24 protein-coding genes and 1 pseudogene are annotated in these 24372 nt (G+C 71.7%); 6 read left to right on the forward strand and 19 right to left on the reverse strand.

Annotated features, from left to right (window positions below):
• Positions 1-10: 10 nt before the first annotated feature.
• A complete protein-coding gene (locus tag OG520_RS07640) occupies positions 11-1363 on the reverse strand; it encodes a lysine N(6)-hydroxylase/L-ornithine N(5)-oxygenase family protein (RefSeq protein ID WP_399333045.1) in 1353 nt (450 codons plus the stop codon).
• A gap of 244 nt (positions 1364-1607) precedes the next feature.
• Between OG520_RS07640 and OG520_RS07645 the strand changes: the two genes are divergently transcribed.
• Positions 1608-2555, forward strand: a complete 948-nt coding sequence (locus OG520_RS07645; RefSeq protein WP_399333047.1) for a methionyl-tRNA formyltransferase — start codon at positions 1608-1610, stop codon at positions 2553-2555.
• Between the two features lie 140 nt (positions 2556-2695).
• Here the strand turns inward: OG520_RS07645 and OG520_RS07650 are convergent, their stop codons facing one another.
• From OG520_RS07650 to OG520_RS07680, 7 genes are all read right to left on the reverse strand, one after another.
• A complete protein-coding gene (locus tag OG520_RS07650) occupies positions 2696-3286 on the reverse strand; it encodes a hypothetical protein (RefSeq protein ID WP_406012660.1) in 591 nt (196 codons plus the stop codon).
• Between the two features lie 14 nt (positions 3287-3300).
• Positions 3301-4464, reverse strand: a complete 1164-nt coding sequence (locus OG520_RS07655) for an ROK family glucokinase (RefSeq protein ID WP_266428855.1) — start codon at positions 4462-4464, stop codon at positions 3301-3303.
• A gap of 133 nt (positions 4465-4597) precedes the next feature.
• Positions 4598-5458 carry an ATP-binding cassette domain-containing protein gene (locus tag OG520_RS07660; protein WP_399333051.1) on the reverse strand — a complete coding sequence of 287 codons (861 nt, stop codon included), beginning with the start codon at positions 5456-5458 and terminating at the stop codon, positions 4598-4600.
• The gene (locus OG520_RS07665) at positions 5455-6507 is read right to left on the reverse strand and encodes an ABC transporter permease (protein ID WP_399333053.1); all 1053 of its coding nucleotides are present in this window, start codon (positions 6505-6507) and stop codon (positions 5455-5457) included. Before OG520_RS07665 ends, OG520_RS07660 begins: the two co-directional genes overlap by 4 nt.
• The gene (locus OG520_RS07670) at positions 6504-7487 is read right to left on the reverse strand and encodes a sugar ABC transporter substrate-binding protein (RefSeq protein ID WP_399333055.1); all 984 of its coding nucleotides are present in this window, start codon (positions 7485-7487) and stop codon (positions 6504-6506) included. Before OG520_RS07670 ends, OG520_RS07665 begins: the two co-directional genes overlap by 4 nt.
• A 194-nt stretch (positions 7488-7681) precedes the next feature.
• Positions 7682-8686, reverse strand: a complete 1005-nt coding sequence (locus OG520_RS07675; RefSeq protein ID WP_406012661.1) for a sugar ABC transporter substrate-binding protein — start codon at positions 8684-8686, stop codon at positions 7682-7684.
• A gap of 93 nt (positions 8687-8779) precedes the next feature.
• Positions 8780-9538, reverse strand: a complete 759-nt coding sequence (locus tag OG520_RS07680; protein WP_406012662.1) for a GntR family transcriptional regulator — start codon at positions 9536-9538, stop codon at positions 8780-8782.
• A 138-nt stretch (positions 9539-9676) separates the two neighbouring features.
• On the opposite strand from OG520_RS07680, the gene OG520_RS07685 reads away from it, so the two are divergent.
• Positions 9677-10696, forward strand: a complete 1020-nt coding sequence (locus OG520_RS07685; RefSeq protein WP_406012663.1) for a Gfo/Idh/MocA family oxidoreductase — start codon at positions 9677-9679, stop codon at positions 10694-10696.
• Between the two features lie 6 nt (positions 10697-10702).
• Here the strand turns inward: OG520_RS07685 and OG520_RS07690 are convergent, their stop codons facing one another.
• The 5 genes and pseudogenes from OG520_RS07690 to OG520_RS07710 all read right to left on the reverse strand — a co-directional run.
• Positions 10703-11128, reverse strand: a complete 426-nt coding sequence (locus OG520_RS07690) for a PaaI family thioesterase (protein WP_266428834.1) — start codon at positions 11126-11128, stop codon at positions 10703-10705.
• Between the two features lie 16 nt (positions 11129-11144).
• On the reverse strand, positions 11145-12341 hold the full coding sequence (locus OG520_RS07695) for a cytochrome P450 (protein WP_406012664.1): 1197 nt from the start codon (positions 12339-12341) through the stop codon (positions 11145-11147).
• Between the two features lie 63 nt (positions 12342-12404).
• Positions 12405-13130, reverse strand: coding sequence for a response regulator (locus tag OG520_RS07700; RefSeq protein WP_406012665.1), 726 nt, complete (start codon positions 13128-13130; stop codon positions 12405-12407).
• 69 nt (positions 13131-13199) lie between these two features.
• Entirely contained in the window at positions 13200-14417 is a 1218-nt protein-coding gene (locus OG520_RS07705; protein WP_406012666.1) for a sensor histidine kinase, read from the reverse strand.
• Between the two features lie 105 nt (positions 14418-14522).
• Positions 14523-14959: pseudogene (locus OG520_RS07710) on the reverse strand (EamA family transporter); the annotation flags it as partial.
• A gap of 228 nt (positions 14960-15187) precedes the next feature.
• Here OG520_RS07710 and OG520_RS07715 point away from each other — a divergent pair.
• Positions 15188-15940, forward strand: coding sequence for an SDR family NAD(P)-dependent oxidoreductase (locus OG520_RS07715; protein ID WP_399336174.1), 753 nt, complete (start codon positions 15188-15190; stop codon positions 15938-15940).
• A 33-nt stretch (positions 15941-15973) separates the two neighbouring features.
• Here the strand turns inward: OG520_RS07715 and OG520_RS07720 are convergent, their stop codons facing one another.
• The 3 genes from OG520_RS07720 to allB form a co-directional block, all read right to left on the reverse strand.
• Positions 15974-16303 carry a putative quinol monooxygenase gene (locus tag OG520_RS07720; protein ID WP_072486142.1) on the reverse strand — a complete coding sequence of 110 codons (330 nt, stop codon included), beginning with the start codon at positions 16301-16303 and terminating at the stop codon, positions 15974-15976.
• Positions 16304-16395: 92 nt separating this feature from the next.
• Positions 16396-17511, reverse strand: coding sequence for an allantoicase (alc, locus tag OG520_RS07725; RefSeq protein ID WP_406012667.1), 1116 nt, complete (start codon positions 17509-17511; stop codon positions 16396-16398).
• Between the two features lie 2 nt (positions 17512-17513).
• Positions 17514-18857, reverse strand: a complete 1344-nt coding sequence (gene allB, locus OG520_RS07730) for an allantoinase AllB (RefSeq protein ID WP_406012668.1) — start codon at positions 18855-18857, stop codon at positions 17514-17516.
• 362 nt (positions 18858-19219) lie between these two features.
• On the opposite strand from allB, the gene OG520_RS07735 reads away from it, so the two are divergent.
• Positions 19220-20020, forward strand: a complete 801-nt coding sequence (locus tag OG520_RS07735) for an IclR family transcriptional regulator (protein ID WP_266428814.1) — start codon at positions 19220-19222, stop codon at positions 20018-20020.
• A gap of 53 nt (positions 20021-20073) precedes the next feature.
• Here the strand turns inward: OG520_RS07735 and OG520_RS07740 are convergent, their stop codons facing one another.
• Both OG520_RS07740 and OG520_RS07745 read right to left on the reverse strand, forming a co-directional pair.
• On the reverse strand, positions 20074-20754 hold the full coding sequence (locus tag OG520_RS07740; protein WP_399336165.1) for an ABC transporter ATP-binding protein: 681 nt from the start codon (positions 20752-20754) through the stop codon (positions 20074-20076).
• A complete protein-coding gene (locus tag OG520_RS07745) occupies positions 20751-21845 on the reverse strand; it encodes an ABC transporter permease (protein ID WP_399336163.1) in 1095 nt (364 codons plus the stop codon). The genes OG520_RS07740 and OG520_RS07745 overlap by 4 nt, the downstream gene beginning before the upstream one ends.
• A 110-nt stretch (positions 21846-21955) precedes the next feature.
• Here OG520_RS07745 and OG520_RS07750 point away from each other — a divergent pair, with 110 nt between their 5' ends.
• A complete protein-coding gene (locus tag OG520_RS07750) occupies positions 21956-23167 on the forward strand; it encodes a sensor histidine kinase (RefSeq protein WP_406012669.1) in 1212 nt (403 codons plus the stop codon).
• Positions 23164-23808, forward strand: a complete 645-nt coding sequence (locus OG520_RS07755; protein ID WP_399336159.1) for a response regulator — start codon at positions 23164-23166, stop codon at positions 23806-23808. Before OG520_RS07750 ends, OG520_RS07755 begins: the two co-directional genes overlap by 4 nt.
• A gap of 77 nt (positions 23809-23885) precedes the next feature.
• On the opposite strand, the gene OG520_RS07760 is transcribed toward OG520_RS07755, so the two are convergent.
• Positions 23886-24188, reverse strand: coding sequence for a DUF5955 family protein (locus tag OG520_RS07760; protein WP_266428800.1), 303 nt, complete (start codon positions 24186-24188; stop codon positions 23886-23888).
• Positions 24189-24372: the final 184 nt, after the last annotated feature.

Here is a 24372-nt window from a genome sequence, read left to right on the forward strand (position 1 = left end):
TCGACGTTCGTTATCCCTTTGTTCCGGTGCCGTCGACGACCGGCCGGGCCTCGTCGGAGGCGGACTTGACGCCCCGGTCGAGCAGTGAGTCCAGGATCTCGCCGACCCGTATCGCGGTGTTGGACAGCAGGGACGTCGTGATGCCGTGCGTGTGCTCCGTACCGCCCTGCAGGTAGATCCCGCAGCGCAGACCGGGGTCGGTCGAGACGCGGTAGTCGCGCTCGACGCGGACGCGGCCCTCGTCGTCGCGCAGGCAGCGGTCGGCGACCTCGCCGAGGAGGCCGAGGGGGTCGGCGGGGCTGTAGCCGGTGGCGAACACCACGACATCGGCGTCCAGGAGCGTCTCCTCGCCCGTGACGAGGGACTTCACGGTGGCACGGACGCCGTCGGGCATCTCCTCCACGTCGCTGACCCGGGACACGTTGAGGAAGCGCAGCCGTTCGGTGCCGAGGACCTTCTCCTGGTACATCTGCCGGTACAGGTCGTCGATCAGGTCGATGTCCACCACGGAGTAGTTGGTGTTGCCGTGGTAGGCCATCAGCCGGCTCTTGACGCTGTCGGGCGCGGTGAAGTAGTCGTCGACCGCCCCGGGGTCGAAGATCCGGTTGGCGAAACTGCTGTCGTCGGCGGGGCTGTAGCCGTAGCGGGAGAAGACCGCGCAGACCTCGGCCCCGGGGAAGCGGCGGTGCAGGTAGGCGACGTTCTCGGCGGCGCTCTGCCCGGCACCCACGACGACGAACCGCGAGGGCGAGGTGCCCTCCAGGCCGTCGACCTTGCGCAGCAGGTCGGAGTTGTGCCAGATCCGGTCACCGCGCTCCACGCCCGCCGGCATGAGGGGGCGCAGCCCGGTGCCGACGACGAGGTTGCGGGCCCGGTGGACCTCCAGCCCCTCCCCCGACCGGACGGTCACGTCCAGGTACTCCACGGCACCGTCGTGGACGAAGGGCGTGACGGCGACGACCTCGTGGCCGTAGGAGACCATGTCGTCGACCTTGGCCGCGGCCCACTCGAAGTAGTCGTGGAACTCCACCCGCAGCGGGAAGAGGTTCTTGTGGTTGATGAAGTCGATCAGCCGGTCCTTGCTCTGCAGGTAGCAGAGGAAGCTGAACTCGCTGGCCGGGTTCCGGAGCGTCACCAGGTCCTTGAGGAAGGACACCTGCATGGTGGCGTCGTCGATCAGCATGCCGCGGTGCCAGCCGAAGCTCGGCTGCTGCTCGAAGAAGTGAGCGGTGACCGGCTCCTGCCTGCCGACGCCTGAGTTGTGCTCGCTCAGCGCAATCGCCATGGCCACATTGGAGGGGCCGAAGCCGATGCCGATCAGGTCGTGGACCAGTGGTGCGTCGCCAGGAAGAACCTGTGACATGTCACTCCCATCGTGCGGGAAAGCCGCCTGTCAGGCGTAGGGAAAGTACGAAAGGTGGGCACGCCGACGGAGCTGCCCAGCAAACTTAGGTGAGCCTAAGCTAATCACACGGTGTTGTCGATAGGACAACCCGGCATCGAGCGCTGACGAATCGTCAACCCGGGCCCGAATTCGCCCTGTTGCAAACTAAGGTAAGCCTTGCTTTACTTGCTGTCGGTCTATCCCTGCCCTGAGGAGGAACCCCATGCGGGTCGTCATGTTCGGTTACCAGACCTGGGGGCACCGCACCCTGCAAGCCCTCCTGGACTCCGAGCACCACGTGGTACTGGTCGTGACGCACCCCAAGAGCGAGCACGCGTACGAGAAGATCTGGAGCGATTCCGTCGCCGACCTCGCCGAGGAGCACGGCGTCCCGGTGCTGATCCGCAACCGCCCCGACGACGACGAGCTGTTCGCGCGCCTCAAGGAGGCCGACCCGGACATCATCGTGGCCAACAACTGGCGGACCTGGATCCCGCCGCGGATCTTCGGCCTCCCCCGCCACGGCACACTGAACGTGCACGATTCGCTGCTGCCGAAGTACGCCGGCTTCTCCCCGCTGATCTGGGCCCTGATAAACGGCGAGTCCGAGGTGGGCGTCACCGCGCACATGATGGACGACGAACTCGACGCCGGCGACATCGTCCGCCAGGAGGCGGTTCCGGTCGGTCCGGCGGACACCGCCACCGACCTCTTCCACAAGACCGTCGACCTCATCGCCCCGGTCACCATCGGCGCACTCGACCTCATCGCCGCCGGGCAGACGGAGTTCACCAAGCAGGACCGCTCCCGGGCGAGCTTCTTCCACAAGCGGTCCACCGAGGACATCCGCATCGACTGGAGCCGGCCGGCGGAGGACCTCGAACGCCTGGTCCGCGCCCAGTCCGAGCCGTACCCCAGCGCCTTCACCTTCCACCGGGGCAAGCGTCTGGAGGTCCTCGCCGCGGTGGTGTCCCAGAACCGCTACGGCGGTACGCCCGGCCGCATCTTCTACCGCGAGGGCGAAGGCGTGGTGATCGTCGCCGGAGCCGACGCCCGCACCGGCCGCAACCACGGCCTGGCCATCACCCGCGTACGGACCGAGACCGGCCGGGAGCTGCCCGCGACGGAGTACTTCACCTCCATGGGCGGCTATCTGACCGACCGCCCCTGACGCACCGTCACCACCGCGGCCCCGGGGCGCCTCCCCCGGGGCTCCTCAGGAAAGGGCGCCCCACTCGAAGCCGAGGGGCCACTTGCGGGTGCGCTCCCGGGAGGCGCGCACCTGCTCGCCGCGGCGGCGGCCCGGTCCGGTCAGGGGGTCGCCGCGGACACGACGTAGACGACCGGGTTCATCGGATCGGTCATGTTCACCGTGATGTCCTGGGTGGGCCGCGGTTCCTTGTTGGTGTGCCTGGTACCCGCCCATTCGGCCCCGGGGCCGAACGTCCAGCCCGAGACCTTCTGGTCACGGGCGCCGATGGTCACCTTGCCGGTCTCCAGATCGGAGCGCCCGCTGCCCATCCGGCCGAGGAAGCGGTCGAGCCCGGCGGACGTGGTGCGGAACTCCACGTACAGCCGGCTGGCCTTCCAGTTGTTGGTCTCGTAGTACTGCACGTCCAGGGAATTGCCGGGCATCGGCAGTTCGAAGATCCGGCGCTGCAGCCGGGACGGCCAGCCCTCCCGGAGCCCCTGCGCGGAGGCCTCGGCCTCCTTGTTCTGGCCGGCGCGGCGGCTCTGCCCGGCGGAGATCAGCAGATAGCCGGCCGGGATGCCGATGAGCAGCACGATGATGGTCGCCGTGATCAGCCGGCGGCGGATCATCCGGCGCCGGTCCTGCGGCGGCCGGCGGTCGTCGGGCGGCGAGGACTGACGCGGCAGGACGGGGTGCTCGGCTGCGGTCATGTGTCTGGGGATCCCTAGGAGGTGCGGGTGTTGCGCGTATTACGGATGGTGCTCGCGGCCTGGTCGTAGATCTGGGCGTACCGCTCGTACCGCTCGACGCGGCGGCGATTGGCACGGCGGAATCTGCGGGCCACCAGCCGGGCCAGGTCCGCGGCGCCGACCATACCCGCCTCCGGGCCGAGCTGTGCCTTGGCGATCCGGGCCTCGGGCCGGTAGCCGCGGCCGGTGAGATGGCGCCTGAAGGCGTCCCTGGCGGGGCCGATGAGCAGATCGTCGGCGGCGCTCACACCACCCCCGATGACGAAGCAGGAGGGGTCGAGCGCGGCGGCCAGATTGGCGATGCCCACGCCCAGCCACTGGCCGATGTCCTGGAGGAGCTCGACGCACATCGCGTCGCCCTCGCGGGCCAGTTCGGTGATGAGGGGCCCGGTGATGTCGGGGATGTTGCCCTTGACCCGCTCGATGATGCCGTGCGCCACCGGGGAGTCCGCGGCGGCCAGCTCCTTGGCCTCCCGGACGAGCGCGTTGCCGGAGCTGTACTGCTCCCAGCAGCCGCGGTTCCCGCAGGGGCAGCGGTGTCCGCCGGGCACCACCTGCATGTGGCCGAACTCACCGGCGACGCCGTACTTGCCGCGCTTGACCTGGCCGTCCTCCAGGATCGCGCCGCCGATGCCGGTGCCGAGCGTGATCATGACGAGGTGGTCCTCGCCGCGGCCCGCGCCGAAGCGCCACTCCGCCCAGGCGGCGGTGTTGGCGTCGTTGTCGACCATGACGGGGACGACGAGGCGGGAGGCGAGGGCGTCGCGCAGCGGTTCGTCTCGCCAGGCGAGGTGCGGGGCGAAGAGCACCTTGGAGCGGTCCGCGTCGACCCAGCCGGCCGCCCCGATGCCGACGGCGTGCACATCGTGCCGGTCGGAGAGGTCCAGGACCAGCTCGACGATGGTGTCCTCGACGACCTTGGGGCTCTTGGACTTGTCCGGCGTCTCGGTGCGCAGCTGCTCCAGGATGTTGCCGTCGGCGTCGACGACGCCCGCCATCACCTTCGTACCGCCGATGTCGATGCCGACGGTGGGTACCCGCGGTGCCGTGAGGTGCGAGCGCCGCTCCCTGGTGCCCACGGTCCGCAGGACGGTGGCGCGGGCGGAGCCGCGGTGTGTGAAGTCGCGGTACGTGCTCATCGTCCCTGCGGGGTCTGGGGGGAGCCGGGGGCGGTGCTCCCGGCGGCGGACTGCGCCCGTCGGGCTCGATTCTGCCACTGCCGGGACACCGGGGCTGGCGGACCGGTGCGCAGGGGGCCGGTCCCGGCCGGGGCTACTCGGGCTTGCCGGGGAGCGGGTGGCCGCCGAGACGGGTCGGTGCGGGGGCCCGTTCCAGCTCGTGGCTGAGCTCCTCCAGCTCGCTGCCGCCCGCCATCTGGCGGGTCAGCTCGTCCAGAGTGATGCTCGCCCTGGTGTGGCTGCCGGACATGGCGCCCCGCTTCAGCAGCACGAAACGGTCACCGACGAGATACGCGTGGTGCGGGTTGTGCGTGATGAGGACCACGCCGAGACCCGCGTCGCGGGCGGCCGCGACGTACTTGAGCACGACCCCGGACTGCTTGACGCCGAGTGCGGCGGTGGGCTCGTCCAGGACGAGCACCTTGGCGCCGAAGTAGACGGCCCGCGCGATGGCGACGCACTGGCGCTCGCCGCCGGAGAGAGTACCGATCGGCTGGTCGACGTCGCGCAGGTCGATGCCCATGCGCAGCAGCTCGGAGCGGGTCGTCTCGCGCATCAGCCGCACGTCGAGGCGCTTGAAGGGGCCGGCGCCGGTGGTCGGCTCGGAGCCGAGGAAGAAGTTGCGCCAGACCGGCATCAGGGGGACGACGGCCAGGTCCTGGTAGACCGTGGCGATACCGCGGTCCAGGGCGTCGCGCGGGTTGGCGAGAGTGGTCTCCTCGCCGTCGATGAGGAAGGTCCCGGCGTCGTGCCGGTGCAGCCCCGCGATGATCTTGATCAGGGTGGACTTGCCGGCGCCGTTGTCGCCGAGCACACAGGAGATCTCGCCCGCGTGGACCACCAGCGAGACGTCCGTCAGGGCCTTGATGTTGCCGTAGAACTTGCTGACGTGGTCCAGCTCGACGAGCGCCCGGTGGGACGCCTCCGGGTCGGCCGGTGCCTTGGGGGCCGTCATTTCGTCGCCTCCGCGCGCTTGCGTACCCATGCGTTGAGCAGGGTGGCCAGGAGCAGCATGGCTCCGAGGAAGAACTTGAACCAGTCCGGGTTCCACTCCGCGTACACGATGCCCTTGCTGGTCATGCCGAAGATGAAGGCACCGACCGCGGAGCCGATCGCGGAGCCGTAGCCGCCGGTGATCAGACAGCCGCCGATGACGGCCGCGATGATGTAGATCAGTTCGTTGCCGACGCCCTCGCCGGACTGCACCACGTCGAACGAGAACAGCAGATGCTGGCCGGAGACCCAGGCGGCGAAGGCGACCCCGAGGTAGAGCCCGATCTTGGTACGGATCACCGGGACACCGACCGCGCGGGCCGCGTCGGCCTCGCCGCCGACCGCGAAGATCCAGTTGCCGAAGCGGGTGCGGAGCAGGATCCAGGTGGCGATCGCGACGAGTACGGCCCACCACAGGATGGTGACCTTGAACTCGACGCCGCCGATGGTCCACTGCGAGGCGAAGACCTTGCGGGCCGAGTCGAAGCCCTCCATGTCGCCGATGGCCTTGGTGGACACGGTGCCGCTGATCAGCTTGGTGAAGCCCAGATTGAGGCCGGTCAGCATCAGGAACGTACCGAGCGTGATGATGAAGCTCGGCAGTTTGGTCCGGGTCAGCATGAAGCCGTTGAACGCCCCGATGGCCAGGGTGACCAGCAGCGACACGAAGACGCCGACCCAGACGTTGGCCGTCATCTGATAGCTGAACATCGACGAGACCAGCGCGGAGCTGGTGACCAGCACACCGGCGGAGAGGTCGAACTCGCCGCCGATCATCAGCAGCGCCACCGGCGCGGCCATGATCCCGATCGTCGAGGCCGCGTACAGCACCGTGCCGAGGCTGGAGGCGCGCAGGAAGCTGTCGGCGACGATCGAGAAGAAGATGAAGACGGCCGCGGCGCCGACCACCGAGCCGAGCTCGGGGCGGCCGAGCAGTCTGCGCAGCGGCGAGGTGCGCATCAGCCGCTCGTCGGCCCCGGTGGGGGCGGACGGTCCGGCGACCGTGCTCATCGGGTCCCCCGCTTCGTGTACTGGGCGAGTTCGGCGGCGTCCTTCGAGGTGATGATCTGCGGTCCGGTGAGGACCGGGCGTCCGCCACCGAGCACATTGCCGTTGAAGCGGTAGAGCCAGAGCAGGTCGACCGCCTCGTACCCCTGGAGGTACGGCTGCTGGTCGACCGCGAAGCCGAGGGTCTTGTCCTGGAGGGCCGTGGCGACCTTGGCGTTCAGGTCGAAGGTGTCGATCTCGGCCTTGCTGCCCGCGGTCTTCTTCGCCTTGACGGCGGCGTCCGCGAACGGCGCGCCCAGGGTGACGACCGCGTCGATGTTCTTGTCGGCCTGGAGCTTCGCCTCGATGGACGCCTGGACGTCGGGCATGTTGGTGCCTTCGACGTACAGGTTCTGCATCTGCCCGTCGAACGTCTTCTTCGCTCCGGCGCAGCGCTGCTCGTGGCCGACGTTGCCCTGCTCGTGCAGGATGCACAGGGCCTTCTTGCGGCCCCGCGCGTTGAGCTCGTCGCCCACGGCCTCACCCGCGATCGACTCGTCCTGGCCGATATGCGTGAGCGCGCCGAACTGCTTGGACTCCGCGGAGCCCGAATTCACCGTGATCACCGGGATACCGGCCTTGGTGGCCTTGGCGACGACGTCCTTCATCGCGTCGGGCTTGGCGAGCGTGACGATCAGCCCGTCGACCTTCTGGTCGATGGCGGCCTGGACGAGCTGGGCCTGCTGCTGCGCCTCGTCGTTGTGCGAGTACAGGAACTTGATGTTGTCCTTGCCGGCCGCCTGCTCGGCGCCCCGCTGGACGATGTCCCAGAAGGTGTCGCCGTCGCCCGAGTGGGTGACCATGGCGAAGGTCCAGCGGGGCGTGTTCACCGCGGACCGGCCCTCGGCGGCGGCCTGGGCCGCGCGCTCCTCCGCCCGCTTGCCACCGGTGCTGCTGCATCCCACGAGGGAAGCCCCGAGCACCGCCGCAAGCACGGCGCCCATCGCACGTACCCCTGTCCGAACCCTTGCCACGACGCCGTGCCCTTCTTGTGCTGCTCGCTGTGCTGCCTGGAGGGGCCGGGGATGATGCACACCCGGCCCGGCTGGCCAAGTATCCCCGAGCGGTCGACGGCATCGCCCGGCAGGGGCGGGACGCGTGTGTCGGCACCGGGTGCGCGCGGCGGTGTGCGGGAGGTTCACCGGGTACCGCGCGCGGTGTACTTCTCCAGCTGCGGCACGTCGTCGGCGGTGACGATCGCCGGGCCGGTGAGCACCGGCTTCCCGCCGCCGACGACGTTGCCGTTGGTCCTGTTCAGCCAGAGCTCGTCGACGGCGAGGTAGCCCTGGAGGTAGGGCTGCTGGTCGACGGCGAAGCCGACCTCGTGCGCCTTCAGCCTCTTGACGACCTCGGCGTTCAGATCGAAGGTGTCGACCTCCGCCGTGCTGCCGGAGCCCTCCTTGGCCTTGACGGAAACGGCGGCGAAGGGGGCGCCGAGGGTGACGATCGCGTCGATGTCCTTGCCGGCCTGGAGCTTCGCCTCGATCGAGGAGGTGGAGGCCGGCATGTTGGTGCCCTCGACATTGAGGTTCTCGACCGTCCCGCCGAAGGTCTTCCGCACCCCGGCGCAGCGCTCCTCCAGCGACACATTGCCCTGCTCGTGGATGACGCAGACGGCCTTCTTGCGGCCCCGCGCGTTCAGCTCCTCGCCGACGGCCTCGCCCGCGACCTGCTCGTCCTGCCCGATGTGCCCGAGCGCGCCGATCTCCTTGGAGAACTGCGCGCCCGAGTTGATGGTCACCACGGGTATGCCGGACTTCACGGCCTTGGCGACGACGTCCTTGACCGCCTCCGGTTTCGCGAGGGTGACGACGATGCCGTCGACCTTCTGGTCGATGGCGGCCTGGACGAGCTGGGCCTGTTCCTTGCCCTCCTTGTTCGCCGAGTACAGGAACTCGACGTTGTCCTTGGCCGCCGCCTGTTTCGCGCCGCTCTGCACGATGTCCCAGAAGGTGTCGCCCTCCCCCGAGTGCGTGACCATCGCGATCTTCATCCGGGCAGTGGTGGCGGGCGCGCCCGCGCCGCCGCTTCCTCCCGCGGGCTTCTCCTCGGCGCTCCTGCCGCCGGAGCCGCTGCAGCCGGCGACGACGATACCGAGGGCCGCGACGGTGATCAGGGTTGCTGCCTTGCGAGAGGTACGCATGGTGGGTCCGCCTTCTCTCCCGGCCGCCCGAGTGCGGCTGGAGGAGTTCTAGCGGTGGGCGTACGAGACGTCAACGGGGCCGTGCGGCCGTCGTCACCGTACGAGCAGCTGGAAGTCGAAGGTGTAGCGCGAGGCCCGGTAGATGTGGGAGCCGAACTCGACGGCCCGTCCGGTGTCGTCGAAGGTGGTGCGCTCCATCGTCAGCAGGGCGGCCCCCTCCGGCTCGGCGAGCCCGGCCGCCTCGTCGGCAGTGGCGAGCCGGGCGCCGACGGTCTGGCGGGCGCTGTGCAGGGTGAGGCCCGCGCCGCGCATCATCCGGTACAGGCCGGTGGTCTCCAGCCGTCCGGTGTCCAGGTCGACGATCCCGGGCGGCAGGTGGTTGCGCAGGAGTGCCAGCGGCTCGCCGTGGGCGTACCGGAGCCGTTCGACGAGGTGTACGTCGGTGCCTTCGGCGACCGCCAGGGCGTCGGCCACCTCGGGGCCGGCGGGCTCGACGGTGTTGCGCAGGACGCGGGTCGTGGGGTGCCCGCCCGCGGCCTCCAGGTCGTCGTAGAGGCTGCTCAGTTCGAGCGGGCGCCGGACCCTGCTGTGCACGACCTGGGTGCCGACGCCGCGACGGCGGACCATCAGACCCTTGTCGACCAGCGACTGGATGGCCTGGCGGACCGTGGGCCGGGACAGGCCGAGCCGGGCCGCGAGCTCGATCTCGTTGCCGAGGAGGCTGCCGGGGGCGAGCCGGCCCTGCTCGATGGCCGCTTCCAGCTGCTGGGCCAGCTGGAAGTACAGGGGGATCGGGCTGGTGCGGTCCACGCCGAGTTCGAGTGCGTCGGGGTCGGTGGTGGGTTTGGGCACGCGTGGAGGGTATCCCTCACGTCAGAACCTCCGGTAGTCCGGTCGTCCTGTTGTCCGGACAGCATGACCAACGAACAAGCCGCACCTTGTCAGGACATATGGTTGACAGCGCAGCCGGCGGGCGGGCACGTTGGGTCCATGCGTATCGGACTCATCGGCACCGGCCGGATCGGTTCCTTCCACGCGGGCGTGCTGGCCCGCCATCCCGAGGTGGACGCCCTGGTGGTGACGGACACCGACGGGGCGCGGGCCACCGAGGTCGCGCGGCGCACCGGCGCGACGGCCGTCCCGGGCGCCGCCGAGGTGTTCGGCGCGGGTGTGGACGCCGTGGTGATCGCCTCGGCCACCTCGGCGCACGCGGAGCTGATCGGCCGGGCGGCACGGGTGGGGCTCCCGGCGTTCTGCGAGAAGCCGATCGCCCTGGACCTGCCGGGGACCCTGGGCGCGCTGCGCGAGGTCGACCGGGCCGGGAGCGTGCTCCAACTGGGCTTCATGCGCAGGTTCGACGCGGGCTTCCGGGCGGCCCGCACCGCCGTGCGGGCCGGTGCGCTGGGCAGGCTGCACACCGTGCGGGCGGTGACGATGGACCCCGCCCCGCCGCCCGCCGCGTATCTGCCGCTCTCCGGGGGGCTGTACCGGGACTGCCTGGTCCATGACTTCGACATGCTGCGGTGGGTGACGGGCCGTGAGGTGACGGAGGTGTACGCCGCCGGATCGGATGCCGGGCCCGGGATGTTCCGGGCGGCGGGCGATGTCGACACGGCGGCGGTCCTGCTGACCCTCGACGACGGCACCCTGGCCACGGCGGCGGCCACCCGCTGCAACGGCGCCGGTTACGACGTACGGATGGAGCTGGCGGGCGATCTGGACCAGATCACGGTCGGCCTGGACGGCCGGACACCGGTCACCTCGGCCGAACCCGAGGGCCCTTCGGCTCCCGCCAGCCCCTGGCCCGGTTTCCTGGAGCGGTTCGCTCCGGCGTACGAGGCCGAACTGGACGCGTTCGTACGGGTGGTGCGGGGCGAGCTGCCCAATCCGTGCGACGGCCGGGAGGCGTGGTTCGCGCTGCTGATCGCGGAGGCGTGCGAGGTGTCGCGCCGGGAGCGGCGCCCCGTGACGATCGCGGAGATCACCGACGGCGCGACACCGCGGTCCTAGGGCGGCTCAGGAGGACTGCGGGGCGGCCGACAGCACGGTCCCCTGCGCGACCGCGCAGAGCGTCCGCTCGCCGTCCTCCTCCGCGGCGAACAGCTCGCAGCGGACCACCGCCTGGCGGCGGCCGGTGTGCGCGACCTCTGCGTGGGCGACGAGAGTGCTCCCGGTGGCGGGCCGGACGTACTGGATGGAGAAACCACCGGTCAGTACGGCCGGGCCGAGCGTCGTACCGGCGGCGAAGGTGATCGCGTTGTCGGCGGCGTAGGCCAGCACCCCGCCGTGCAGAAAGCCGTTCTGCTGCTGGAGTTCCTGGCGGATGTCCACTTCGAGGGTGGCCGCGCCGTCCCCGAAAGCGGTGATCCGTGCCCCCACGAGTCCGCTGAACGGCTGGCTGTCGAGCACCTTCCGCGCCATCCGCAGGTCAAGTCCGGTCATGACAGAGCTCCTTGTCTCACCAGCGGACGGGCAGCCCGCGCACCCCGCGGATCAGCATCCCGGGAATCCAGTCCAGCTCCCCGCCCTCCGCGTCCGATGCGAGGGAGGGGCACCGCTCCAGCAGCGTACGGATCGCGATCCGGCCCTCCATGCGGGCCAGCGGCGCACCCACGCAGAAGTGGACGCCGTGCCCGAAGGCCAGGTGTCCCTGGGCGTCGCGGCGGATGTCGAAGGTGTCCGGTTCCGGGTAGCGGCCGCGGTCCCGGTCGGCGCCCGCCAGGGACACCAGGACCGGGGCGCCCGCCGGAACGACCCGCCGCCCGATCTCGACCTGCTCGCGGGGGTAGCGGAAGGTGGCGGTCTCCACCGGCCCGTCGTAGCGCAGCATCTCCTCGACCGCGCCGCCGATCAGCTCCGGGTCGTCCCTCAGGGCCGCCAGTTGGCGGGGGTGGTCGAGCAGTGCCCGTACCCCGTTGGCGATCAGATTGACCGTGGTCTCGTGGCCGGCCACCAGCAGCAGGAAGGCCATGCCCACGAGTTCGTCGGGCGACAGACCGTCGCCCTCCTCGTCGCGCGTCCTGACCAGGGCGCTCATCAGGTCGTCGCCGGGCGAGCACCGCTTGTCCTCGATGAGTTCGCGGAGGTACTCGTTCATGGCGCGCACCGCCTCGAACTCCTGCTCCGGCGAGGCGGGGGTGACGACGCCGTTCGACAGCCGGCGGAAGGCGTCGCGATCCAGGTCCGGCACACCGATCAGCTCGCAGATGACGGTCATCGGGAGCGGGAAGGCCAGCGCGTCGACGAGATCGGCGCGTCCGGCGGGCACCATCGCGTCGAGGAGCTCGTCGGCGATCTGCTGGACGCGCGGGCGCAGGGCCTCGACCCGGCGGGCGGTGAACTCCCGGGCGACGAGCTTGCGCAGCCGGGTGTGGTGGGGCGCGTCCAGCTCCAGCATGTTGAGGAAGATGGGGTCGCTCTCGGCGGGTGCGCCGGGCAGGCCCCGCCAGTCCTTGGCGAACCGCTGGTCGGCGAGGACCGCGCGGGCCTCCTCGTATCCCACCACCAGCCAGACGCGCTCGAACTCGTCGGTGCGGACGGTGTGCACCGGGCCCGCGGCCCGCAGCTTCTCGTAGTACGGATACGGGTTCGCGGTGAAGTCCGCGAACCCGCGCAGATCGACATCGACCTCGGCACGGCCACTGGCATCGGACATGGGATCGCCCCTCCCGGTCTGACGGCTCCTTCGGCCCGGTCGCTTCGGACCGGCCGGTTCACCCTACGTCGCCGGCTCCGCGCCGTCGTCGTCGAGCAGACCCGCGTCGTGCACCAACAGCGCGATCTGGACACGGTTGTTGAAGCCGAACTTGGCCAGGATCCGGGACACCTGCGTCTTCACGGTCGCCACACTGAGGTAGAGCGTCGCGGCGATCTCGGCGTTGGAACGGCCGCGCGCGACGGCGATCGCGACCTCGCGTTCCCGCTCGGCGAGTGCGGCGATCCGCTGCCGTGCCCGGTCGGCACGGTCCATCCGGTAGTCGCGGGGACCGGTTCCGGCGGCGCGGGCCATGAGCCGGCGCGTCACCGCGGGCGACAGCACCGGGTCCCCGGCCGCCACCCGTCGTACCGAGTCGACGATCTGTGCCGGCGGGGTGTCCTTCAGGACGAATCCGGCCGCCCCGGCACGGATGGCCCGCAGCACCTGTTCGTCGGCGTGGAACGTCGTCAGGACGACGACCTCCGGAGCGTCGGGGCGGGAGCGCAGGGACTCGGTCGCGGTCAGCCCGTCCATGCCGGGCATCCGGATGTCCATCAGCACCACGTCGGGGCGCAGCCGGTCGACGAGCTCCGCGACCTCGGTGCCGTCCGTCCCCTCCCCCACGATGTCGATGTCGTCGGCGCCGCCGAGCATGAGGGCGAGGCCGGCCCGTACGAGCGGGTCGTCGTCGACGATGAGCAGCCGGACGGGCCGTGCCGCGGGATCCATCGGGGCGGAGGTGGTCATGACGACAACCGTAGCCAGGCCCGGACACCGGACGCGCCGGGGACCGTCGGTCCGGGGCGGGTGCGACGGTCAGGCCGGCCACGGCAGCGAGGCCCGGACGCGGAAGCCGCCGTCCGGTTCCGGCCCGTGGTCGAGGCTGCCCCCGGCCAGGGTGGCGCGTTCCGTGAGGCCGATGAGCCCCTGGCCGGAACCGGGGACCTGCTCGAAGGGTTCGGTGGGCGCCGGATTGCGCACCTCGACGGTGAGCCCCTCGCCCGGGGCGCCGGTGACCATGACGGTGACCTCGGCGCCGGGCGCGTGCTTGCGGGCGTTGGTCAGGCCCTCCTGGGCGATGCGGTAGACGGTGCGGCCGGTGGCGGCGGGGGCCGCGGCGGGGTCGCCGACCCGGCTGTCGAGGGTGACCTTCATGCCGGCCAGCCGGGACTCGGCGATCAGCGAGTCCAGGGTGGCGAGGGTGGGCTGCGGCCGGTCGCCGTCGCTCTCGCCGGGGCTGCGCAGGACTCCGATGATCTCGCGGAGGTCCTGCAGCGCCTCGTGCGCGCTGTCCCGGATGACCCCGGCCGCGCGGGCCACCTCGGCCGTCGGTGCGTCGGGGCGGAATTCGAGGGCACCGGCGTGGACGCTGAGCAGCGTCAGCCGGTGGGCGAGGACGTCGTGCATCTCGCGGGCGATGGCCTCGCGGGCCAGCCGCTGCGCCTGTTCGGCCCGGAGTTCCGCCTCGGTCTCGGCCCGGTGGGCCCGCTCGCGCAGGGTGACGACGAGCTGGCGCCTGGACCGTACGACCATGCCCCAGCTGATCACCAGCAGGGGCAGCAGCACTCCGACGACCGTGGCCCCGGTGAACGAGGTATCCGGGTCGGGGCGCAGATACGACTGTACGGGGGCGAGGGCCAGGGCGAGCGCCCCGACGGCCGCGACGGGCCGGAACGGGCGGTGCACGGCCACGCCGAACAGCGCGACGAGCATGGCCCCCGCCGAGACCGGCTCGACCGTTGCGACCAGAACCAGGGCCACCGCGACACCGACCGGCCACCGCCGCCGCACCCACAGGGCACAGCAGGCCAGGGCACCGATCACGATGTCGGCGAACAGGACACCGTCAGGGGTGGTGGGGTCCGCTTCGATCGCCGCCGCCGCGAGCATGCCGACCACGGCCGCGCAGAGGAAGGCGGTCAGGTCGACGGCCCAGTCCCGCACGGTGCGTCGCGAGCGGCCGCGCCGGTCGTCGGGCAGCTCGGGGTCGGCCATTGCCGAGGGCAGCAGCCAGCGGTACTCCGTACGCGTCATGCCACAAAACTACCCAGGCCGGACGGATGCCCCCGGCCGCACGGACACGTCGAGCGACCAAAGTCGCGGAACACGAGACTTTCGGACGGCGGGCCGGCGGCCGGCTCAGGAGGCGGCCGGGGTCACTGCCCGGCGGCCCCAGACTGTGCCGGCCAGGACGAGCACCGCGCCCACCGCGCCGAGGACACCGAGCCGTTCACCGTCGATCGCGATGCCCGCGGCGGCGGCCCGGAGCGGCTCCGTGCCGAGCAGCAGGCCGACCCGGGACGGTGAGGTGCGGCGTACCGACCACATCTGCACGAAGAAGGCGAAGAGCGTGCGGAAGACGGAGAGGAAGAGCAGCCCGAGAGCGCCGCGGCGGCGAGGAAGGCCCTGGGCGGCCGGACGCGTGTCACGGCCGCCTCGGCGAGCGGCGTGAAGATCATGGTGAGGCTGATGACGAGGCCCGCGTTGGTCGCCGAGGTGTGCACGACGCCGTACGTCTCCACGAGGAAGATCGCGCTCAGGACGAGCCCCAGCAGGCCGGCCCCCCGCCACTGTGCCGGAGAGTCAGCTTCGCCATGGTCCTTCTCCTGGTCCGGTCGGTCGTCCTTCTCTTCCGACCCCGCCGCCACCCGGAACTCATCGGTCCGAGCGCGAACGGCGTCCCGCGCAGGCGTCCGATTCCCGCCGGTGACGGCCGGGCGGAAGGGCTTTCCTGGTCCATGTCGAAGCGCACGACGCGTGTCGAAGCGCCCGACGAAACACCGTCGACCTGCAAGGAAGCCATCATGACCAGCACCACCACCACCGGCACGACCCGGACCGCACTCGTCACCGGAGGCAGCCGGGGCATCGGCGCCGCGACCGCCCTGCGGCTCGCCCGGGACGGCGTCGATGTGGCACTGACGTACGTACAGGACGAGGCGGCCGCACTGGCGGTCGTCGAGAGGATCCGCTCGTACGGCCGGCGCGGCATCGCCCTGCGCGTGGACTCGGCCGACCCCGAGGCGGTACCGGCGGCCGTGACCGGCGCCGCGGACGCGCTCGGCCGGCTGGACATCCTGGTCAACAACGCGGGCATCGGCGTCCTCGGGCCCATCGGCACCCTCACCCCCGCCGATGTGGACCGGGTGCTGGCAATCAATGTGCGGGCGGTGTTCCTGGCCTGCCGCACGGCGGCGGAGCTGATGGAGCACGGCGGCCGCATCGTCTCCGTGGGCACGGCCCTGAGCCGGTACGCGGGCGGCCCCGGCTCCACCCTCTACGCGATGAGCAAGTCGGCGCTGGCCGGTCTCACCAGGCCGCTCGCCCGTGAACTCGGCCCGCGCGGCATCACGGTCAACCTGGTGCAGCCCGGCCCGGTCGACACGGATCTCAACCCGGCCGACGGCCCGTTCGCCGCCGGCCAGCGCTCGGCGACCGCCCTGGACCGGTTCGGCACGACGGATGAAGTGGCTTCCCTCATCGCCTACTTGGCCGGCGAGGAGGCGGCGTACATCACCGGCACGGAGGTGACGGTGGACGGCGGCCACGCCGCCTGACCGAGCCGCGCGCGGCTCCGGAGGTGTGCGGGGTCACCGCGAGCGCGGGGTGACCTCCGCCATCCGGGACCAACCCTCGCCCGGCACCTCGACGTTGATGATCTCCGGGGTCTCGGCGACGAGATCCGCCATCAGGTCCATGGCCGAGGCGAAGTGCTCGGACTTCACATGGGCCTCACCGGCCTCGGGGGAGGCGAAGGCCTCCAGCAGGACGAACTGGTCCGGGTTCTCGACGCTGTACGACCACTCGAAGAACACGTTGCCCGGCTCCTGCCGGGTGGCGAGGGTGAAGGGCTCGACGGCCGGGAGCCAGTTGTCGCGCTCTTCGCTGCGGACGGTGAACTTGACGGCGATGAAGATCATGCGTCCAGGGTCGCATATGCCCTGGACGGGGACTCATCGGGCACACCCGGATGGCGTCGGCCCCGGCCCCGGACTCCTCCGCCGGACAGGCCCTAACCGCCCAGCTCGCGATGGCGGGCCGCCAGCCGTGCGGCGCCTTCCTCGGTCGGCGAGCCGAACAGCCGCAGCCGGGAGATTCCGCCGTCCGGGAAGATGTCGATCCGGATGTGCGTGGCCCGGACCGGCTCCGGCAGGACGAAGCGGTGGTCGGTGTCGGGCTGCAGCCGGGTCCGGGGCAGCACCTCGGTCCAGTCGCCGCTCTCACCGTCGCGGGCGGAGAGGCTCGCCCAGCCCGCCGAGTTGCCCTTCAGATACGCGGTGTCGATCTCGACGGCGCGAATCAGCGCCTGCTCGACGAGCCGGTAGCGGATCCAGTCGTTGCCCCTGTCCCGCCGGCGCCGGGTCTCCCAGCCGTCGTCCATCTTGCGGGACCGGCCGGGCTGGATGGTGTTGGTGGCCGGGGAGTAGAAGCGGTCGGATGCGTCCTCCACCGCGCCGCCGTTCTCCAGGGCGACCAGATCGAAGGTGCCGAGGGCCGCCAGCCAGGCGGGGTCGGGGGCGACCTCGCCGTACACCCGGAGGCGGGCTATGCCGCCGTCGGGGTGCTGGTTGACCCGCAGATGGGTGACGCGCCGCTCGGCCGCGACCACGAAGCCGTTGGCCGCGTGGCCGCCAACGGCCGTACGGGGTATGAGTGTTGTCCACTCGACCTCGGGCGCGAGGAGTTCCTCGGGCGACGGGGAGCCGGGCACGCAGGCCGCCTCGACGGAGACCGCCTGCGGGTAGTTGCCGCGGAAGTGGGCGGTGTCGACGAGGATGCCGCGGACGATTCCGGGCGCGCCGAGCCGTACCAGCGCCCAGTCGTGGTCCCCGTCCGCGGGGTGCGGCAGATCCGCGCTCGCACCGCGACGGCGGCGGGTCTCCCAGCCGTCCATGATCTTGCCCTTGTGGCCGAAGCGCTCGGGGTCGAACTCGGCGGGCTCCGGCTTGAGCAGGTTCTCGCGCTCGGCGAAGAACTCGTCGTCGGCGGCGATCACACCCGCGCCGAGCCGCCGGTCGGCGAGGTCGACGAGGTCGGTGAAGGGGAAGTCGGCGGTGCGGTAGTCGGCGTACGGGTCGCCGCCGCCGTACGGGTTCGCGTCACCGGTGAAGCGCTCGGTCGCCGTCATGGTCACTGATTCCTTTCGAGGAGTCGGCCGGTGGGTCCGGCGACCGTGCCGCCGGCCGCGATCCGTTCGCCGCGCAGCCAGGTCGACTTCACGACGCCGTGCAGGGTCCGGCCGGCGTACGCGGTGACCTGGTTGCGGTGGAAGAGCTCGGCGGGGTCGACGGTGAACGTGTCGTCGGGGGCGAGCACCGCGAAGTCCGCGTCGCGGCCGGCCTCGATGGCACCCTTCCGGGTCAGCCCGGCCAGTTCGGCGGGGGCGGCCGACATCCAGCGGGCGACGTCGTCGAGCGAGTGGCCGCGCTTGCGGGCCTCGGTCCAGACGGCGGGCAGCCCGAGCTGGAGGGAGGAGATCCCGCCCCAGGCGGAGGCGAAGTCCGGCGTCTTCAGGTCGGTGGTGCACGGCGAGTGGTCGGAGACGATGCAGTCGATCGTCCCGTCGGCCAGCCCCTCCCACAGCGCGTCCTGGTTGGCGGCCTCGCGGATCGGCGGGCAGCACTTGAACTCCGTGGCGCCGTCCGGAACCTCCTCGGCGGTGAGGGTGAGGAAGTGCGGGCAGGACTCCACCGTGATCCGTACGCCTTCCCGCTTGGCGGCGGCGATCATCGGCAGTGCGTCGCCGGAGGAGAGATGCAGGACGTGGACGCGGGCGTTCAGCCGCCTGGCATGCGCGATCAGGCCCTCGATCGCGGTGTTCTCGGCGTCGCGCGGCCGGGAGGCGAGGAAGTCGGCGTAAGCGGGGCCGCTGCGCTGCGGGGCGGCGGCCAGGTGGCGCGGGTCCTCGGCGTGCACGATCAGCAGCCCGCCGAACCCGGCGATCTCCGCCATGGAGCGGGCCAGCTGCTCCTGGTCGAGCTCGGGGAACTCCTCGACGCCGGAGGGCGAGAGGAAGCACTTGAAGCCGAACACCCCGGCCTCGTACAGCGGCCGCAGGTCCTTGACGTTGGACGGGATCGCACCGCCCCAGAAGCCGGTGTCGATGTGTGCCTTGGGGGCGGCCACCTGCTGCTTGGTGCGCAGATGGCCGACGGTGGTGGTCGGCGGCAGGGAGTTGAGCGGCATGTCGAGCAGGGTGGTGATGCCGCCCGCCGCCGCCGCGCGGGTGGCGGTGAAGAAGCCTTCCCACTCCGTGCGGCCCGGGTCGTTCACATGGACATGCGTGTCGACGAGTCCGGGCAGCAGGACGTCGTCGCCGAAGTCCTCCGACCGGGCGCCGGCCGGCACCTCGGTGTCGTACGGCAGGACGGCGTCGATTCTCCCGTCGGCGACGGCGACCGCTGCGGGGCGCGTCCCGTCCGGGGTGACGACACGCGTCGAGCGCAGTACCAGCTTCACGTCCGCACCGGACACCCGTGCTCCTCACTTGGGACTTTCGAACGCTGACGAATTCAACGAACTGTTGAAGGAGTCTTCACTCGGGATTCGGGCCCGTCAAGACCCCACTCTCCTCGCCGGACGACCGGCGGGCCATCCCGCACCCACAACTGGAGATTTCCACAAAGTAAAAGACTCATTTCGGAGAGCGGAACGTAACATGGGACCAGTGCGGCCCCGCAGAACTGCCCCGCCGATTGCCGACACCGGGACAAACAGGCTCTGACCGGCCAGGACGCCGCACCCGGAGCAGTGGGCCGATCGGGAACCGCCCGGTAGGCTGCTGGGTGCCTCGCCGGGCGGGGCACCAGCTCTTCCGCCTCGAAAGGACCGTTGACGTGCCGCCGTCCCACGCCAGCACATCCGACTCCAAGCCCGCCGCGTCCAGCGGTGGTGTGCAGTCCCTTGAGCGTGCCTTCGATCTGCTGGAGCGGATGGCGGACGCGGGGGGTGAGGTCGGGCTGAGCGAACTCTCCGCGAGCAGCGGGCTCCCGCTGCCGACCATTCACCGCCTGATGCGCACGCTGGTGCTCTGCGGATACGTGCGCCAGCAGCCCAACCGGCGCTACGCCCTCGGCCCCCGGCTGATCCGGCTCGGTGAGTCCGCGTCCCGGCTCCTCGGCACCTGGGCCCGCCCGTATCTCGCCCGCCTGGTCGAGGAGACCGGCGAGACGGCAAACATGGCGCTGCTCGACGGCGACGAGATCGTGTACGTGGCGCAGGTGCCGTCCAAGCACTCGATGCGCATGTTCACCGAGGTGGGCCGCCGGGTGCTCCCCCACTCCACCGGGGTCGGCAAGGCGCTGCTGGCGCACACGCCGCCGGAGGAGGTGCGGGCCCTGCTCGCCCGTACCGGGATGCCCGCCGCCACCGAGAAGACGATCACCACCCCCGACGGCTTCCTCGACGCCCTGGAGCAGGTCCGCCGGGTCGGCTACGCGGTCGACGACAACGAGCAGGAGATCGGGGTCCGCTGCCTGGCGGTCTCCGTCCCGAACTCCCCCACTTCGGCCGCGATCTCGATCTCCGGTCCGGCGGGCCGGGTGACGGACGCGGCGACGGAGCGGATCGTGCCGATCCTCCAGCAGGCCGCGAAGGAGCTCTCCGACGCGCTGGCGAGCAGCGGCTCCGCCGGCTGAGACACCGGGGACGCGGAAGGAGGGGTGGCCGGGGCCACCCCTCCTTCCGCGTCTCAGACCGGTTCGGGCACCGTCAGGCGGCCGTCGTCCATCCGGACCGTGCGGTCCGCCCGGTCCAGATGGGTCCGGTCGTGCGTGACCAGCACCGTCGCCGTCGACCGTTCCCGGGTCAACGCGACCAGCAGGTCCAGCACCGCCGCGCCCCGCTCGTGATCGAGCGCGCTGGTCGGTTCGTCGACCAGCAGCACCGCCGGGTCGTTCATCAGGGCGCGCGCGATGTTGATCCGCTGCCGCTGTCCGCCCGACAGCTGGTGCGGCCGGCGCCCGGCCTGGTCCGCCAGGCCGACCGCGTCCAGCAGTTCCAGCGCCCGGCCGCGGGCTCCGCGTACGGCGCCGCCCGAGAGGTGGGTCATCACCTGGAGCTGTTCGGCCGCCGTGAGCGACGGCAGCAGATTGGGCTGCTGGAAGACGATGCCGATGTGCTCGCGGCGCAGCTCCGCCTGTTGCGCACGGCCCAGGCCCGCGGTGTCCGTACCGGCGACGACCACCCGGCCCTCGTCCGGGGTGACCAGGGTCGCGGCCACCGCGAGCAGGCTGGACTTGCCGGAGCCGGAGGGGCCCACGACCGCGGTGAGCGTACCCGCGGGCACGTCCAGCGAGATCCGGTCGAGGGCGGTGAGCCGGCCTTCGCCGTCCGGGTAGGTGAGGGTGACGTCGGCGAGGGTGAGGGTCATCGGGCACTCCCGAGTGCGGTGAGCGGGTCGACGGCGGTGATCCGCCGGATGGACAGGGCCGCCCCGAGGGCACCGAGGACGATCATGACGGCGGCCGGGACCAGGACGGTCGCGGCGTCGAGGACGAACGGCACGGCGCCGCCGCTGATCAGGGCGCCGAGTCCGGAGGCGAGCGCGGTGCCCACTCCCGTGCCGATGGCGAGCATCACGACGGCCTGCCCGAGCGCGTCGCGCAGCAGGTACGGGGTGGAGGCACCGAGCGCCTTGAGCACGGCGACGTCGCCGCTGCGCTGGATCGTCCAGACGGTGAAGAAGGCGCCGATGACCAGGGCGGAGATGGCGAAGAGGAAGCCGCGCATCAGCTGGAGCGAGCCGTTCTCGGCCTGGTAGGAGCCGATGGCGGTGAGCGAGTCGCCGAGGGAGAGCGTGCTGGTGCCGGCCGCCTTGTCGCCCGCGCCGAGATCGGCGCCGTCGGTGGTGGTCAGGGCGATCACCGTGGCATGCCTGGCCCGGCCGTCGCCGTCGCCCCCGAACCGCTGCCAGTCGTCGAGCGAGGTCCACACGACCGGCGTGTGGCTGTACGAGGCGTCCCCCGCGACGGCCGCGACGGTGACCTCGTGGCCGCCGAGCCGCAGCCGGTCACCGACCCCGGCCGCCAGGTCGTCGGCGGCCTGCCCGGACAGCACCACCCGCCCCGGACCGACCCGCGCACCGCCGGTGGGCGCCAGGCCCCCGTCCGGCTCGACCCCGAACGCCGACACCGCGGCCGTGCGTCCGTCCTGGACGGCGGCGGCGTTGAGCGTGCGGATGCCGAGCGGTTCCGCGCCGCTCACACCGGGCCGCTCCGCCCAGCTCCGCCAGGCACTCTCCTCGACGGTCGAGTCGGTGAAGGACACCGCCCGGCCGTCGGGCGGGGCGGCGAACGCCAGGTGGTCGGCGTTCAGCCCCGTGACGGCCGAGGTGTTCTCCCGGGCCAGACCCGCGGTGAGTCCGGACAGCAGACCCACGAGCAGCGTGATCAGCACCACGACCGTGCCCATGAGCGCGAACCGGCCTTTGGCGAACCGGAGATCTCTCCATGCAACGAACATGCCCCCAGCCTCGCCGTCCGGGCCGCCGGAAACATCGCTCGGCGGTGGGGCCCGACATCAACCTTTCGATTGACCGGCCCCCGCCGCCCCGCGTCTACGCTGGACGAATCATGGATTCCCGCGCCCACCCCCCGGTCACCGCCGCACTGCGGCTGTGTCTGCACGCGCTGCTGGTGGGGCTGCTCGCACTCGCTGCGGTACGGGCCGTCAGTGACGGCACCCCGCATGCCACCGCCGTCGTCGTGGTCGCCTGCGTGATGGCCGCCCTGTACGCGGCGGGTGCGCTCGCTCCTGCAGTACAGCCGCGCACCCGCGCCGCCGCACTGTGGCTGGCGGCGCTGGGCGCCGTGTGGCTGGCGCTGCTCGTCCTGTCACCGGACAGCCTGTGGGTGGCCTTCCCGCTCTACTTCCTGCAACTGCATCTGCTGCCGACGCGCTGGGCCCTGCCGGTCGTCGCCGCCACCGCCGTCGCCGCCATCGCGGGCTTCGTGCTGCACGGCCAGGCCGTCAACCCGGGCACCTTCATCGGGCCGCTGCTCGGGGCGGCGGTCGCGGTCGCGACGGTCCTCGGGTACGAGGCACTGTTCCGGGAGAGCGAACGGCGCCGGGAACTCATCGAGGAGCTGATGTCGACCCGGGCGGAGCTGGCCGAGGCGGAACGCACCGCGGGCACGCTCGCCGAACGCGAGCGGCTGGCCCGCGAGATCCACGACACGCTGGCGCAGGGGCTGTCCAGCATCCAGCTCCTGCTGCGCGCCGCCGAACGCACCCTGTCCGCCGACGCCCCCGCCACCGCGCACGTCCGCCGGGCCCGCGAGGCCGCCCAGGACAATCTCGCCGAGGCCCGCCGCTTCGTACGCGCCCTGTCGCCGCCGGACCTGGAGAACGGCTCCCTGGCGGCCGCCCTGGAACGCCTCTCGTCCCGCACGACCGGCCCCGGCCTCACGGTGCAGTTCGCGGTGAGCGGCACGCCGGTGGAGCTGCCCACGCCGTACGAGGTGGCGCTGCTGCGCACCGCCCAGTCGGCGCTGGCCAACACGGTGCGGCACGCCGGGGCCCGGCGTGCGGAGATCACCCTCAGCTTCATGGACACCTCGGTGTCGCTGGACGTCGTCGACGACGGCCGGGGGTTCGCCCCGGGGCTCGGCCCGGTCGTCGCGGACCAGGACACCGGCGGCTTCGGGCTGCCCGCGATGCGGGCGCGGGCCCGTTCGCTGGGCGGCACGCTCAGCGTCGAATCGGCCCCCGGTCAGGGCACCGCCGTCGCCCTCACCCTTCCGCTCCCGATCCCCGACGGCCGGCCAGGACAGGACGCCGCATGACCACTCCCGCCGCCACCCCCATCAGGCTGCTGCTCGCCGACGACCATCCGGTGGTACGGGCCGGGCTGCGGGCCGTGCTCGACGCCGAACCCGGCCTCCGGGTGGTCGCCGAGGCGGCCACCGCCGAGCAGGCCGTGGCGCTCGCCGCGACCGGTGAGTTCGATGTCGTCCTCATGGACCTCCAGTTCGGCGCGGGCATGCACGGGTCGCAGGCCACCGCGGCCATCACGGCACAGCCGGGCGCGCCCCGGGTCCTGATCCTCACCACGTACGACTCGGACGCCGACATCCTGGCCGCGGTCGAGGCGGGCGCCGCCGGCTATCTGCTGAAGGACGCCCCGCCGGAGGAGCTGGCGGCGGCGGTCCGCACGGCCGCGGCCGGCCGGTCGGCCCTCGCGCCGGCCGTCGCCCACCGTCTGATGGACCGCATGCGGACGCCCGCGGAGGCGCTGACCAAGCGCGAGCTGGAGGTCCTGCAGCTGGTCGGCGAGGGGCTGTCGAACCTGCAGATCAGCAAGCGGCTCTTCCTCAGCCAGGCGACGGTCAAATCCCATCTGGTGCACATCTACGCCAAGCTGGGCGTGGACTCCCGCACCTCGGCGGTCGCGGCGGCGACGGCCCGCAGGCTCATCCGCCGCTGACCCCGGCCGCGTCGTGCCGTCGAACTGCCGTCGTCGCGCGGCAGGCGGCAGTCCGGCAACACGACCTGGGCCGCCGGTCAGCCGCGCGGCGGCTCGCCGAAGAGGTCGACGGCGACCCGTACGTCCCTGAGCGCGGAGGCCAGGGCACTCACCGAGCCGATCGCCCCCGCGATCAGCAGCAGCGAACGGCGCAGCCGCGGAATCTCGGGCACACCGCCTGCCGCCATCGCGTCCAGCGCGGCCAGTTCGTCCTCGGCGATCCCCCGGTCCGGGAATTCCGCGGGATGCCCCGCCAGCTCACGGCGGAGCCGGGAGACGGCCGTACGCAGCTCCGTGACCCTCGGATCCTCACCACTGCCGGTCACCCGCGTCTGCCCCACGCTTCGCAACAAAGCACTCCCCCTCGCACATCCTTGTGCCAGTGTCCCGACCGGCCCCCACGGCATGGTCAAGTATCCGGGCGTGCGCGCAAGTTAACGCCATGAAAGGTGTCGTGCGCCACTCCGCGGACGGAATTCGGGGTGTCCCGTATGGGTGATGTGTTCGTCGCCCGGTGGACGCCGC

It is taken from the genome of Streptomyces sp. NBC_00984, assembly GCF_045162475.1.
GTDB lineage: Bacteria > Actinomycetota > Actinomycetes > Streptomycetales > Streptomycetaceae > Streptomyces.